This window comes from Brevibacterium linens (genome assembly GCF_003999335.1).
In the GTDB taxonomy this organism is placed as follows: domain Bacteria; phylum Actinomycetota; class Actinomycetes; order Actinomycetales; family Brevibacteriaceae; genus Brevibacterium; species Brevibacterium linens.
Map to the genome: position 1 here is coordinate 1,908,982 of NZ_CP026734.1, position 13,693 is coordinate 1,922,674.

A 13,693-nucleotide genomic window follows, 5' to 3' on the forward strand; every position below is an offset into this window, starting at 1 on the left:
GGACTCACTTGGCCCTCGAAGACAGCCACACTGTCAGACCGATGACGGCAGCAAGACCGAAGAACCAGATGAACAGACCCTCAGCCACTGGTCCCAGGGATCCGAGCTTGAATCCGCCGGGGGAGGGATTGTCCGAGACTTCCTTGACGTAGGCGATGACATCGCGCTTGTCGTCGGGAGTCAGGTTCGCGTCGTTGAAGATCGGCATGTTCTGCGGGCCGGTCTGCATCGCTTCGTAGAGGTGCTTCTCGGAGACCTCGGACAGGTTCGGTGCGTACTTGCCGCGGGTCAGAGCACCACCGGAGCCGACCACGTTGTGGCACATGGCGCAGTTGGTGCGGAACAGACCGCCGCCGGCAGCGGGGTCGCCCTTCGAAGCATCGAGGTACTCGTCCTCGGGGATTGCCGGTCCTGGGCCGAGCGAAGCAACATAGGCAGCGAGCTGAGCAGTCTGCTCATCATCGAACTGAGGTTCCTTGACACGAGCCTGCGGGCCGTTGGCCTGTAGCGGCATGCGACCGGTGCCGACCTGGAAGTCAACAGCAGCGGCGCCGACTCCGATGAGCCCGGGGCCGGCCTTCGAGCCTTCGGCGTTCATGCCGTGACAGGTGGCGCAGTTGGCTGCGAAGAGTTTCTTTCCTTCTTCGATGTCAGAGGCGCTGGCTGTGTCCGCCTTGGCGCTCGAAGTCTGCGTGAAGAGTGCATAGGCTCCGCCGGTCAGCAGCAGTCCCACCAGAAGCAGCGCGACCAGCGCCATGGGATGTCTGCGGCGATCTGCTAGAAGCTTCACTTGATCGTCCTTTGCTTGAAGTGTTGTGAGTCCTGGGGGCCGAGCATCTCAGTCCGCCTATTGGAGGAGGTAGATGACGCCGAACAGACCGATCCAGACGACATCGACGAAGTGCCAGTAGTAGGACACGCAGATTGCGAATGTGGCTTCGTGGTGACCGAACTTCTTCGCCCCGTAGGCACGTCCGATGACGAGCAGGAAGCAGATGAGACCGATGGTCACATGGATGCCGTGGAAACCAGTGGTCAGGTAGAAGACGGAACCGTAGCCATCGGTGTTGATCGAGATGCCCTCGCTGACGAGGGTCGCGTACTCCATGACCTGGCCGGAGACGAAGATCGCGCCCAGGGCGAAGGTGAGGTAGAACCACTCGACCATTCCCCATTTGGCGATGTTGAACAACGAGCCGGTCCGCCGGGGGCGGAACCTCTCGGCTGCGAACACACCGAGCTGGCAGGTGAACGAAGACGACACCAGGATCAACGTGTTGCCGAGAGCGTAGGGGATGTCGAGGATCTCGGTCCTCGTCTCCCACAGCTCCGGAACGACGGACCGGATGGTGAAGTACATGGCGAAGAGCGCGGCAAAGAACATCAGGTCGCTCGCGAGGAACACGATGAAGCCCACCGTGGTCACATTCGGACGATTGACAACCGGATGTGCTGGCGCTGTTTGAGATGCAGTGGCAGTTGACACAACCCCATTATTACCCGTCTCGGGGTGAGTTTTCATCTTTTACCCAGGTTTCGGGAAAGAAATTTCTACACGACGTAGCAAAAACCGCGATCTGGTGCCGAAATCTCGTTCCGGGGGCAGCTTCTGCCCGCGTGTCGAAGTCGCGATAGTATTCCGCAGGTAAGGAACGTCCCCTCCTGCGGGACGGTGAGAACGCCTAGTGAGAGTTCATACGGATGACTGATTCCACGCCCCTGACCACCCCGGCGCCGCACGTGTCGGAGTCCCGCAGCGAGGTCGCGGCAGCCACTCAGAACTGGCCCGACCTGCTGATGGCACTCATGCATCAGCAGGACCTCGACGGAGTTCAGGCAGCGTGGGCGATGGACCAGATCATGTCGGGCAAGACCCCCGATGTGACAATGGCCGCATTCTTGGCCGCCCACCACACAAAGGGCGAGACGGTCGAAGAGATCGCCGGGCTGGTGGCGGCGATGATGGACCACGCTGTGCCCCTTCCCGGGCTCGAAGACTCCGTCGACATCGTCGGCACCGGCGGGGACCGTGCGAAGACGGCGAACATCTCCTCGACCGCGGCCATGATCATCTCCGCGACCGGGCAGCGCGTCGTCAAACACGGCAACCGTGCGACGTCCTCGGCGTCCGGCTCCGCCGATGTGCTCGAAGCACTCGGGGTGCGGTTCGACATCACACCCGAACAGACCGGTCAGATCGCCCAAGAGGTCGGGCTGGCCTTCTGCTTCGCCAACGTCTTCCATCCCTCGATGCAGTTCGTCGCGGCAGTCCGGCGACAGATCAACGTTCCCACAGCGTTCAACATCCTCGGACCCCTGACGAACCCCGCCCGGGCGCGGCATACGGCCATCGGAGTCGCCGACGCCCAGATGGCCCCGCTCGTCGTCGGAACCTTGGCCAAGCGCGGTCACCAGGCCGTGGTGTTCCGGTCTCAAGACGGACTCGACGAGCTGAGCAACACTGCCGTCAACGATGTGTGGGAGGTCCGTCACGGCGAGATAGAGCACACCACCTTCGACGCACTCGACCTCGGCATCGAGCGGGCGACGAAGGACGATCTGCGCGGAGGCGGTCCGGACGAGAATGCCGCCATCACCCGGGCTGTCCTCGACGGTGAGCGATCAGCCGTGCGCGACATCGTGGCCATCAATGCCGCGGCGGCTCTCGTGGCCGCCGACGAATCGGCTGTGGGCACGTTCACCGAGCGCCTGGCGCTCAAGCTCGAGACTGCGGTGGAGACGATCGACAACGGCGGCGGTGCGGACAAACTCCAACAGCTCATCGACGTCTCACATCGGGTTGCCGAGACGAACCGCTCCTGATGACTGAGCGTGGCTGGTCGCTCCCTGTCGAGGCAGCGACCAGCCACGGTCGTCTGTGGGGGTCACGGAGATGAGTTCGGCAGTCTCCAACCAGCCGGCCAGCAGTCGCGTCTCCTCCGGCAGAGAGTCCGTCTCCTGCGGCAGCGCGCCCGGAGCAGGCACCCATTCCGCGGTCGCGGCCAGCACCGCCAGCGAATCTGCCATGGCCGGTCTGGCCGACACATGGCCGGCACCGGCGAGTTTGCCGTGCCGGATGATCGCCAGATCCCAGCCGGCCTCGGATCCGGGCGCCGCCGCAACCAGTTCGGGAATCCTGCGCAGAGCCGACACCTGCTCGGCCCGAGCAGCGATCGACACCGCCGTGCGCAGCGCGTCACGGACCTCGGCCGCCGTTTCGTAACGAGCCTCACCGGCCAGTCGCCGCATCCGTTCGGCGGCCAATCGCTGCAGAGACGACAGATCCCCGGCGACGAGCTCGAACAGCTCCCTGATGGAGCTCAGGTAGTCATCGACGTCCGTGATCCCCGCACATGGGCCGCCGCACTGACCGACCTGGGCGCTCACGCACGGACGATGCTCGCCGAGGCTGCGCTTCCTGATCGTCGTCGTGCACCTCTTGACCGGGTAGAGGGTGTCGAGGAGCTCCTTGACGGCTTGTGCGGACTTCCGCGATCGGAATGGTCCCAGCGGCGGCGCGGGGGAGCGTTCCAGGGCCGAATTCGCCCGGACCACCGACAATCGCGGGAAGGGCTCATCGCTGAGCACGATCCAGGAATTGCGGTCCGGATTCTTCGATCGTCGGTTGTACGGAGGCGCCAGCTCGCCGATGAGGCGGATCTCGCGGACCTCGGCTTCCAGCGCGTGCGCGCAGGCCAGGCAGCTGACCTCCTGTGCCGCGGTGATCATCTCGGCCATGCGTCCGCGGTTCTCCGAGGCGTTGAAATACCCGCGGACCCGTCGGGCCATATTCCCGGACTTGCCGATGTAGAGCACACGGCGAGTGCCGTCGAGGAACATATACACGCCGGGTTCGGCGGGAACGCCCTTGGCCAGATGGGATTTGGCCTGACGCTTCGCCCACCCCGACTGCCTGACGGTGGACAGCTCCTCGAGAGTCGTCACACCGTAGCCGCCGAAGCGTTCGAACAGATGGTGGAGGAGCTCACCGGTCGCGCGAGCATCGGAGAGCGCACGGTGGTCGGGTTCGACCTGGGTGCCGAAATGAGCGGCCAGGGTCGAGAGCTTGTGATTGCGCACTTCGTCACGACCGACGACGCGGCGGGCCAGCGTAACGGAGTCGAGGACCGTCGGAGCCGGCCAGTGATAGTCGAGACGTTCACAGGCCGAGCGGAGGAAGCCGATGTCGAAGGGAGCGTTGTGGGCCACCAGCACCGCACCGATGGAGAATTCGAGGAAGCTCGGCAGCACCGAGCTGATCGGCGGGGCGTCATCGACCATCGCATGGGTGATGCCGGTGAGCCGGGCGACGAAGGGGCTGATCACGGAGTGTTCCGGCTTGACCAGCGTCTGGAACTCGCCGATGACCTCACCGCCGCGGGTCTTGACCGCACCGATCTCGGTGATCTCCGACTGCCCCGCCCGGGTGCCGGTCGTCTCGAGGTCGACGATGACGAAGGTGACCTCGGACAGAGGAGTGCCGAGGCTGTCGAACGACAGCTGGGAGTTGTGCAATGCGCCGGGGGCGCGGTCGAAGGGGACGGTCATGACGCTCAGTCTCTCAGGTGCGGCTGACGCGAAGCGATCAGCACCATTCACACCGAGGATCCGTCGCCGTCGTCGGCGGACCGGTGGCTCGGCAGGTGGAAGAACAGCCCGACCGCTCCGCCGATGCCGACGGCCAGTCCGATGAGCAGGTACCATTCCGGCAACGGTCGGAAGAAGATGACGCCGATGAGCAGGAGCACGACTGCTCCGAGGGCGGCGGCCCAGGACAGCACGAGAGTGGGCGACGCGGTGCGCCACCCGATGGGCTCCGCCGGTTCGGGTTCCCAGTGCTCGGTGTCCTCGAGCGCGTCGCGAACATCCTCGGCGGGCATATCGCCCATGGCGGCGGAGGGTTCGGCGATCTGCCGGACGAGGTCGTCCCACTCCTCGTCGCTGATGCGCGATCGGTCGTGCCCGATCTTCTCCGGGTCGGGAACGTCTCCTCGCCAATCCTCCCGACCTTCGTCGTCGGGAGTCGAAGCGCTGCCGTCGTCGTTCATATCTGCATCAGCAATTCCGTGAGCTCGGCTATTCCCCGGTCTCCGACGGGAACGGCACGGCCGCTCCGGTGCGAGCTGACTCCAGGACCGTCTCGGCGATGGTGTGCGCATCGAAGTCGAGGGTGGCGACATGCCGGGACCGCCGCAGGGCGACGATCCTCGGCGGCTGCGGAAGGTCCGAACGCAGCACACGCAGCGTCCGCGGGCCGACGACATTGTCCTCACCGGAGATCATTGCGGTCACGGGGCGGTCGACCTTCCACAGATCGTCGCGCAGCGTCTTCAGCGCACGATGGAACGTCGCCAGGGGAGCGACAGGGGTCCGCTCGTAAGCGCACTCGTCGCGGTCCGGGTGGGCGATATCGCCGCCGATCGACGGAATCGTCCGCACGACATGCCGGAGGACCGGCAGCAGGGGAGCGAAGGGGGAGTCGACGAAGAGGGCCGGATTGACGACGATGATCTCATCGGGGCGCCCCTCCGCGGCGCCGAGCGCCAATGCCAGGGACCCGCCCATCGACAGCCCGGCGACGATGACCCTGTCATGGTCGGCCTGCAGACGACCCAGCTCGGTGCGCGCCGCGCCGAACCAGCCGGACCACCCGGTGGCGTCCATGTCCTGCCATGAGGTGCCGTGACCGGGCAGCAGGGGAACGCTGACGTCGATGCCCCGACCCTCGACCGCACGGGCGATGGGCACCCAGGAGACCGGCGAGCCGGTGAGTCCGTGCAGGAACAGGACCGCGGTGGACGAGCCGTTGCCGCGGCTGCGGTAGGCGGCCGTCGGATCCGCTCTGAGTGTGAAATCGATCTCCATGGTCCCAGCATGGCACGGATGTGTCGCAGCGGACTTCGCTGTTCACCGTTCGTGTCGATATATGATTGCCGAGGACGACAAAGAGTCGTAGTCGGAAGGGTGCGCGTGTTCTACTGGTTTCTCAAGCGAATTCTCGCCGGACCCATCCTGCGTATTCTCTTCCGTCCGTGGGTGCGCGGCCTGGACAATCTTCCTGCCGAGGGTCCGGCGATCATCGCGGGAAACCACAACCACTTCATGGACTCGATCTTCGTTCCTCTGCTCGCTCCGCGCCCCGTCGTCTACCTGGCGAAGAAGGACTACTTCACCGGTCGCGGAATCAAGGGCGCGGTGACGCGCTGGTTCTTCAAGCTCAACAACCAGCTGCCCATGGACCGCGGCGGCGGATCGGGATCGCAGGCCTCTCTCGAATCCGGGCTGAAGGTCCTCCGCGAAGGCAATTCCCTGGGCATCTACCCCGAAGGCACCCGCTCGCCCGACGGCAAGCTCTACCGCGGACGCACCGGCATCGCACGCCTCGTCCTCGAGTCGGGGGCTCCCGTGGTTCCGGTGGCGATCATCGGCACGGACAAGCTGCAGCCGGCCGGTCGCCTCGTCCCCAAGCTCGGGCGTGTCGGCGTCGTCTTCGGCACACCGATGGACTTCTCGAAGTATGCGGGACTGCCGGTCGACCGTTTCATGCTGCGGTCGGTCACCGATGAGATCATGTACGAGATCATGCGCCTGTCGGGTCAGGAATACGTCGACACCTATGCGTCGACGGTCAAGACCAAGCTGCTGACGAGCGCGAAGCCGAAGAAGTCGGAATCCGATAAGGACGCGGCCACGGGCGCGTCCAAGGACGGCGATGCCGCGACAGGCAATGGAGAGGCGAAGACGCAGGGATCCTCCGGCCGGGGCGCGCCCGAATCCGACAGCGACGAGCCGTCGCCGTCGGCCTGATTCCCTGATTCCTCGCCTCGGCCCACCCTCAGCCGCCTGAATGACATCCATGTGACATGTTCGAATACTGCGGTAACAGCGACACGCGGAAATTGTTACCTCGGGGTGTTTGTCCTGGCCGGGACGGCAGAATAACTTGGAGTTGTTGAATCCCACTGTAGGTTCGCTGGGAAGAGGGCTAGAATGACTATGTTCTCGGTCCTTCCAAGCGACCTTCGCTTCCCCCAGGGACTTAAAGGAGGAGTCGGTGTGAACCGCTCAAGTCATGAAAGCGTCGACATGACGCCGATGCCGTCAGCGGCCCAGGGCCTGCTGTTCGATGATGATCTGCCCGTGCTCGATGAAGAGGCCGGCTACCGTGGTCCCACCGTCTGCAAGGTCGTCGGCATCAGCTATCGTCGTCTCGATTACTGGGCGCGCACCGATCTGGTGACCCCGTCGATCCGCAATGCGACCGGATCCGGCAGCCAGCGGCTCTACAGCTTCCGTGACATCCTCGTCCTCAAGATCGTCAAGCGACTCCTCGACACCGGCGTCGGGCTGCAGTCGATCCGCACGGCGGTTGAGCACCTGCGCTCTCGCGGCGTCGAGGATCTTTCCCAGATCACTCTCATGTCCGACGGCGCGAGCGTCTTCGAATGCACGTCACCCGATGAGGTCGTCGACCTCCTCCAGGGTGGTCAGGGTGTCTTCGGGATCGCCGTGGGGCGCGTCTGGAACGAAGTCGAGGGAACGCTCTCCGAATTCCCGAGCGAACGCATTCCCGAAGACGAGGCGGCGCTCGAAGCCATGGACGAACTCGCAGCACGACGCGCACGCAAGTCCGGCTGACAGCCGACAGAGTTTCTGCACCATCACCGAGGCGGCCCGCTCAGATCGAGCGGGCCGTCTCGGTTCTTGGCTGGGTCGTTCCGAACGCGGTCGCTCCGATCGCGACCTGAGAGTTCTCATCAACTGCAGAACTGCCGCCGCGAACCTGGGTTCGGGGCGGCAGTCGACGATCTGCTGGGGGAGCAGCGGCTCAAGCGTTCACTTCTTCTCGGTCTGCTGAGCGCCGTTCTTGGCCGGGGCCGCACCGCGTCGGCCCCGGATGTTCTCCGAGCGCAGCGCACGCTCCAAAAGAGCGTCGAACGAGCCGGCGACCTCTTCAGCCGGTTTGCCGGGCCAGGAGTGGATCGGTCGCGCCGAACCCTGAGCCTGCTGCATGACCGCGCGCTCGGCCAGAGGGGGATTGAGCACGAGCGGACCGAACATCTCACGCATCTCCTGGATGCGATAGTCGTGTTCGGTCGAACCGGCCCGCACCCGGTTGACGACGAGTCCGAGAGGCTGCAGGTCGGAGGCACCGCGCTGCCGCAGCTCATCGGTCGCGCGCAGGGCCCGATCGGCGGCCGCGACGGAGAACAGACTGGGCTCGGTCACGACCGCGACGCGATTGCTCGCCGTCCACGCCGTGCGGGTCAGGCCGTTGAGGCTGGGCGGACAGTCGATGAGGACGAGCCGGTAGCCTTTGGCGATCCGCGTCAGGGCGTCTTCGAGTCGGCGCAGATAGCGCTCGGACAGTGAAGGCCGATCGAATTCCGCAGCGCGCGGAGAACCGGAGATCACGTCGAGGTGGCCGAGCCGGTCTCCGACCCACCCGGAGGGGATGATCGCCTCGGACAGGATCTTCTGGGACTTCGGAGCAGCGAGCACATCGGCGATGTCGACACGCGTCGAGGTCGGCACATCGAGGCCGGTCGACGAGTCCGCCTGCGGGTCCATGTCGACGACCAGAGTGGGAATTCCTCTGTTGTAGGCCGCCGAGGCCAGACCGAGCGTCACGGATGTCTTACCGACTCCGCCTTTGAGGCTGCTGATACTGAGGACAAGCACGCTCCTACGTTAACGTATCGGCGGCTGCCGAGCCGTGCCGACCACGCCGAGACTCACGTCTCAGTCCAAAGTCGACCCCCGGGCGCAGGGGTGTTCCAGGTCACTTGTAGAGTGTGTTTCCGACAGCTTGTCGACCAGTCGCCCAGTGCGGCCGATACAGAAGTGAGAGACACCTATGTTCTCCAAAGTCCTCGTGGCCAACCGCGGAGAGATCGCCGTCCGCGCTTTCCGTGCCGCCTATGAGCTCGGAGCCTCCACCGTCGCAGTCTTCCCGTATGAGGATCGCAACTCCGAACACCGGATGAAGGCCGACGAAGCCTACATGATCGGCGAGGAGGGCCACCCCGTCCGCGCGTACCTCAGTGTCGAAGAGATGCTGAGGGTGGCGAAGGAGAGCGGCGCCGACGCCATCTACCCCGGGTACGGATTCCTCTCCGAGAACCCCGATCTGGCACGTGCCTGCGCTGACGCGGGCATCACCTTCATCGGGCCCAAGGCCGATGTGCTCGAACTGGCGGGAAACAAGGTCCAGGCGCTGGCGGCCGCACGCAATGCGGGCATTCCGGTGCTCGACTCGACACGACCCTCGGCCGATATCGCGCAGCTGCTGGCCGATGCCGAATCGATGGAATACCCGCTCTTCGTCAAGGCCGTCGCAGGCGGCGGCGGCCGCGGAATGCGTCGCGTGGCTCAGGCGACCGAGCTCGAGGATGCGTTGAAGGCCGCCATGCGCGAGGCCGAAGGCGCCTTCGGCGACCCCACGGTCTTCATCGAGCAGGCCGTGCAGCGCCCCCGACACATCGAGGTCCAGGTGCTGGCCGACAACGATTCGAACGCCATCCACCTCTTCGAACGCGACTGCTCCGTGCAGCGCCGCCACCAGAAGGTCGTCGAGATCGCTCCGGCGCCGAACCTCGACCCCGAGATCGCGGCCGCCCTGCACGCCGATGCCCTGAAGTTCGCAAAGGCGCTGGGCTATCAGAACGCCGGCACCGTGGAGTTCCTCCTCGAGACCGACGGACCGCGCGCAGGCAAGCATGTGTTCATCGAGATGAACCCGCGCGTTCAGGTCGAACACACCGTGACCGAAGAGATCACCGATGTCGACATCGTCGCATCTCAGATTCGCATCGCCGCCGGAGCCGGCCTCGAAGAGATCGGCCTGCGACAGGACGAGATGCGCATCAAGGGTGCCGCCCTCCAGTGCCGCATCACCACCGAGGATCCTGCCAACTCGTTCCGTCCCGACACCGGAACGATCACTGCCTACCGCTCGGCCGGCGGTGCCGGCGTGCGCCTCGACGGTGGAACCGTCCACGCCGGTGCCGCCGTCAGCCCCCATTTCGACTCGATGCTCGTGAAGCTCTCCTGCCGCGGCCGGGACTTCGCTCAGGCCGTCGGCCGGGCCAAGCGGGCGCTGGCGGAGTTCCGCATCCGCGGGGTGTCGTCGAACATCGGCTTCCTGCAGGCCGTTCTCGACGATCCCGCATTCGTCGCCGGCGACCTCTCCACGTCCTTCATCGAAGAGCGCCCGCAGCTCTTCGACGCACGCGTGAGCGCCGACCGCGGGTCGAAGCTGCTCGACTACCTCGCCGACGTCACCGTCAATCGGCCCCATGGCGAACCGGGGCTGCGCATCCGCCCGGGCGACAAGCTCCCGAACATCGACCTCTCGCAGGCTCCCGCCCCCGGCAGCCGCGACCGCCTCGCCGAGCTCGGTCCGGAGGGCTTCGCGCGTGCCCTGCGCGAGCAGACCGCGCTGGGCGTCACCGATACGACGTTCCGTGACGCTCACCAGTCACTGCTCGCCACCCGCGTGCGCACCCGCGATCTGCTGGCCGTGGCCTCACACGTGTCCCGGATGACGCCCGAGCTGCTGAGCATCGAGGCCTGGGGCGGTGCCACCTATGATGTGGCTCTGCGCTTCCTCGGTGAGGATCCCTGGGAACGCCTCGAGGCTCTGCGCGCCGCGGTGCCCAACATCAATCTGCAGATGCTGCTGCGCGGCCGCAACACCGTCGGCTACACCCCGTACCCGACCGAGGTCACCGACGCCTTCGTCGACGAGGCCGCTCGCACGGGCATCGACATCTTCCGCATCTTCGATGCGCTCAACGACGTCGAGCAGATGCGCCCGGCGATCGAAGCCGTGCGCGGAACGAACTCGGCGCTGGCCGAGGTGGCTCTGTGCTACACCTCGGACATCCTCGACCCGACCGAAGAGCTCTACACGCTCGACTACTACCTGCGCCTCGCCGAGCAGATCGTCGAGGCCGGAGCCCATGTTCTCGCCATCAAGGACATGGCCGGTCTGCTGCGCCCTGCTGCCACGGCCAAGCTGGTGACGGCTCTGCGGGAGAACTTCGATCTGCCCGTCCACGTCCACACCCACGACACCGCCGGTGGCCAGCTGGCCACCCTCTATGCTGCGGCCGCTGCCGGGGCCGATGCCGTCGATGCCGCTTCGGCGGCCATGGCCGGAACGACCAGCCAGCCGAGTCTCTCCGCCCTCGTCGCCGCGTTCGAGAACACCGACCGCGACACAGGCATCAGTCTCGACGCCGTCAGCGATCTCGAGCCCTACTGGGAGTCGGTGCGCAAACTCTACGCACCCTTCGAATCCGGTCTCGCCGGACCGACCGGTCGCGTCTACCGCCACGAGATCCCCGGCGGTCAGCTGTCGAACCTGCGGCAGCAGGCCGTGGCCCTCGGGCTGGGGGAGCGGTTCGAAGACATCGAACACATGTACGCGGCCGCCGATTCTATCCTCGGCCACCTCGTCAAGGTCACCCCGTCGTCGAAGGTCGTCGGCGATCTGGCGCTCCATCTCGTCGGTGCCGGCGTCTCACCGGAGGAATTCGCTGAGAACCCGGACAAGTTCGATATCCCGGATTCGGTGATCGGCTTCCTCAGCGGCGACCTCGGTGACCCTCCGGGCGGATGGCCCGAGCCGTTCCGCACGAAGGCTCTCGCCGGCCGCTCCGCCAAGCCGCTCGTCGAACACCTCGAACCCGCGGATGCCCAAGCCCTGCAGTCACCGGGCCGGGAGCGGAAGGACAAGCTCAACGAGCTGCTGTTCCCCGGACCGACGAAGGAATTCCGGACGATGCGCTCGAACTACGGGGACCTGTCCGTCGTCGAGACCTCCGAATACCTCTACGGCCTCACCGGCGGCGAAGAACACGCCGTCGAACTGGCGAAGGGCAAGAACCTGCTCATCGGCGTCCAGGCCATCGGCGGAACCGACGAACGCGGAATGCGTTCGGTCATGTTCACCCTCAACGGACAGCTGCGTCCGCTGCAGGTGCGCGACCGGTCCGTCGAAAGCGAAGTCAAGACGGCGGAGAAGGCCGACCCGAACAACCGCGGTCATGTCGGCAGCCCGTTCGCCGGCGTCGTGACCATGCAGGTCCACGAGGGTGACACGGTCGCTGTCGGAGACACCATTGCCACGATCGAAGCCATGAAGATGGAAGCGACGATCACCACGCAGACGGCCGGAACCGTCTCCCGCGTGGCCATCGCTGATGTCCAGCAGCTCGAAGGCGGAGACCTCGTCGTGGTAATCGATGCCTGAACGCGAGATCCGGCTATGGGGCGACCCCGTGCTGCGCAGCAGGTGTGAGACGGTGACCGTCTTCGACGATCACGTCGAAGCCCTGGCCGCCGACCTCGTCGACACCGCACGGCCCGAGGGCCGTGCGGCCGTGGCCGCCCCGCAGATCGGGGTCGGCCTGCGGGCTTTCGGCTACGACCTCGACGGTCGCACCGGCTATGTCATCAACCCGGAGATCGTCGAGCTCGGCGGGCAGCTGCGTGACATCGAAGAAGGCTGCCTGTCCGTGCCCGGACTGTTCTTCCCCACCCCGCGCTACGAGTTCGCTCGGGTGCGCGGGGTGGATGCGCAGAATCAGCCGATCGAGATCGAGGGCACGGAGGTCTTCGCCCAGATGCTCCAGCACGAGGTGGGTCACCTCGACGGGCAGGTCTACATCCAGACTCTGCCCGGAGAGCGCCGGCGGGAAGCTATGAAGGCCATCCGCTCGGCCGACTGGTTCCTCGCGCGGATGTCCTGAGCACATCGATACGCACACCATCGACCACAATGACCTGAGAAGGAGAAGTTCTTGAGCATTCAGCGCACAGCCGTCATCGGCAGCGGACTCATGGGAGCCGGAATCGCCGAGGTGCTGGCGAAGTCCGGTCTCGACGTCATCGTCCGTGAGATCAACGAGGAGGCATCGGCCGCCGGTCGGGCCCGCATCGAGAAGTCCCTGGCCCGCGCCGTGGACAAGGGAAAGCTCGATGCCGCTGCCCGCGACGAGACCCTCGGCCGCCTGCGGTTCACCACCGACATCGGCGATCTCGCCGACCGTCAGCTTGTCATCGAAGCAGCCAGCGAGAACGAAGACATCAAGAAGTCGATCTTCGCCGAACTCGACCAGGTCGTCACCGACCCGGAGGCCATTCTCGCGTCGAACACCTCGTCGATGCCGATCATCCGCTTCGCGCAGTCGACCTCGCGTCCCGAACGCGTACTCGGCGTCCACTTCTTCAACCCGGCACCCGTGCAGCCGCTGGTGGAGATCGTCTCCTCGGTCCTCACCGCCGACGACGTCCGTGACACCGTGACCTCGTTCGTCGCCGAGGTGCTCGGGAAGAACCCGATCCAGGCTGATGACCGCCCCGGGTTCATCGTCAATGCCCTGCTCATCCCATACCTGCTCAGCGCGGTGAGGATGCTCGAATCCGGGTTCGCGACGAAGGAGGACATCGACGCAGGCATGGTCGGCGGCTGTGCCCACCCGATGGGCCCGATCAAGCTCGCCGACCTCGTCGGTCTCGACACCTGCCTCTACGCTGCCCAGAGCATGTATGAGGAGACCGGTGATCCGGCCGCGAAACCGCCGATCCTGCTGTCGCGTATGGTCGATGCCGGTCTGCTCGGTGTGAAGTCCGGACGCGGCTTCTACGACTACTGAGCCGGCGACCATGGACCAGACAGGTCCGC

At 65.5% G+C, this 13,693-nt stretch carries 12 protein-coding genes; 6 read left to right on the forward strand and 6 right to left on the reverse strand.

Features of this window, described 5'->3' with window-relative positions; all coding sequences use genetic code 11:
* Window positions 1-4 precede the first annotated feature (4 nt).
* Together qcrC and ctaE are read right to left on the reverse strand one after the other, a co-directional pair.
* Window positions 5-790 (reverse strand): cytochrome bc1 complex diheme cytochrome c subunit, encoded by a 786-nt coding sequence (gene qcrC / locus CXR29_RS08705; RefSeq protein WP_025778324.1) that lies wholly within the window; start codon window positions 788-790, stop codon window positions 5-7.
* 57 nt (window positions 791-847) lie between these two features.
* On the reverse strand, window positions 848-1,486 hold the full coding sequence (gene ctaE, locus CXR29_RS08710) for an aa3-type cytochrome oxidase subunit III (protein WP_432791662.1): 639 nt from the start codon (window positions 1,484-1,486) through the stop codon (window positions 848-850).
* Between the two features lie 215 nt (window positions 1,487-1,701).
* On the opposite strand from ctaE, the gene trpD reads away from it, so the two are divergent.
* Window positions 1,702-2,823 carry an anthranilate phosphoribosyltransferase gene (gene trpD, locus CXR29_RS08715; protein WP_101555223.1) on the forward strand — a complete coding sequence of 374 codons (1,122 nt, stop codon included), beginning with the start codon at window positions 1,702-1,704 and terminating at the stop codon, window positions 2,821-2,823.
* Here the strand turns inward: trpD and CXR29_RS08720 are convergent.
* From CXR29_RS08720 to CXR29_RS08730, 3 genes are read right to left on the reverse strand one after another with little or no spacing between them, the layout of a single operon-like run.
* On the reverse strand, window positions 2,791-4,548 hold the full coding sequence (locus CXR29_RS08720; protein ID WP_127364338.1) for a DEDD exonuclease domain-containing protein: 1,758 nt from the start codon (window positions 4,546-4,548) through the stop codon (window positions 2,791-2,793). The two genes, trpD and CXR29_RS08720, sit on opposite strands and share 33 nt — an antisense overlap.
* Window positions 4,549-4,595: 47 nt before the next feature.
* Window positions 4,596-5,048, reverse strand: a complete 453-nt coding sequence (locus tag CXR29_RS08725; RefSeq protein ID WP_101593529.1) for a YiaA/YiaB family inner membrane protein — start codon at window positions 5,046-5,048, stop codon at window positions 4,596-4,598.
* A 28-nt stretch (window positions 5,049-5,076) separates the two neighbouring features.
* Window positions 5,077-5,865, reverse strand: coding sequence for an alpha/beta hydrolase (locus tag CXR29_RS08730; protein WP_101555220.1), 789 nt, complete (start codon window positions 5,863-5,865; stop codon window positions 5,077-5,079).
* A gap of 105 nt (window positions 5,866-5,970) precedes the next feature.
* Here CXR29_RS08730 and CXR29_RS08735 point away from each other — a divergent pair, with 105 nt between their 5' ends.
* Together CXR29_RS08735 and CXR29_RS08740 are read left to right on the forward strand one after the other, a co-directional pair.
* Window positions 5,971-6,807, forward strand: a complete 837-nt coding sequence (locus tag CXR29_RS08735) for a lysophospholipid acyltransferase family protein (RefSeq protein ID WP_240812062.1) — start codon at window positions 5,971-5,973, stop codon at window positions 6,805-6,807.
* Window positions 6,808-7,056: 249 nt separating this feature from the next.
* The gene (locus CXR29_RS08740; protein WP_101593527.1) at window positions 7,057-7,638 is read left to right on the forward strand and encodes a MerR family transcriptional regulator; all 582 of its coding nucleotides are present in this window, start codon (window positions 7,057-7,059) and stop codon (window positions 7,636-7,638) included.
* Between the two features lie 198 nt (window positions 7,639-7,836).
* Here CXR29_RS08740 and CXR29_RS08745 read toward each other — a convergent pair whose 3' ends face one another.
* Window positions 7,837-8,682, reverse strand: coding sequence for a ParA family protein (locus tag CXR29_RS08745; RefSeq protein ID WP_025778332.1), 846 nt, complete (start codon window positions 8,680-8,682; stop codon window positions 7,837-7,839).
* Between the two features lie 175 nt (window positions 8,683-8,857).
* On the opposite strand from CXR29_RS08745, the gene CXR29_RS08750 reads away from it, so the two are divergent.
* Genes CXR29_RS08750 through CXR29_RS08760 form a run of 3 tightly spaced genes read left to right on the forward strand, consistent with a single transcriptional unit; the run spans window position 8,858 to window position 13,664 of the window.
* Entirely contained in the window at window positions 8,858-12,259 is a 3,402-nt protein-coding gene (locus tag CXR29_RS08750; RefSeq protein ID WP_127364339.1) for a pyruvate carboxylase, read from the forward strand.
* A complete protein-coding gene (locus CXR29_RS08755) occupies window positions 12,252-12,758 on the forward strand; it encodes a peptide deformylase (protein ID WP_101555218.1) in 507 nt (168 codons plus the stop codon). Before CXR29_RS08750 ends, CXR29_RS08755 begins: the two co-directional genes overlap by 8 nt.
* A gap of 51 nt (window positions 12,759-12,809) precedes the next feature.
* On the forward strand, window positions 12,810-13,664 hold the full coding sequence (locus tag CXR29_RS08760) for a 3-hydroxybutyryl-CoA dehydrogenase (RefSeq protein ID WP_101555217.1): 855 nt from the start codon (window positions 12,810-12,812) through the stop codon (window positions 13,662-13,664).
* Window positions 13,665-13,693: the final 29 nt, after the last annotated feature.

Excerpts from the sequence above, each read along its gene's own strand:
- trpD (WP_101555223.1), top strand. The coding sequence starts at position 1,702 with ATGACTGATTCCACGCCCCTGACCACCCCGGCGCCGCACGTGTCGGAG.
- CXR29_RS08720 (WP_127364338.1), bottom strand. The coding sequence starts at position 4,548 with ATGACCGTCCCCTTCGACCGCGCCCCCGGCGCATTGCACAACTCCCAG.
- CXR29_RS08725 (WP_101593529.1), bottom strand. The coding sequence starts at position 5,048 with ATGAACGACGACGGCAGCGCTTCGACTCCCGACGACGAAGGTCGGGAG.
- CXR29_RS08730 (WP_101555220.1), bottom strand. The coding sequence starts at position 5,865 with ATGGAGATCGATTTCACACTCAGAGCGGATCCGACGGCCGCCTACCGC.
- CXR29_RS08750 (WP_127364339.1), top strand. The coding sequence starts at position 8,858 with ATGTTCTCCAAAGTCCTCGTGGCCAACCGCGGAGAGATCGCCGTCCGC.
- CXR29_RS08755 (WP_101555218.1), top strand. The coding sequence starts at position 12,252 with ATGCCTGAACGCGAGATCCGGCTATGGGGCGACCCCGTGCTGCGCAGC.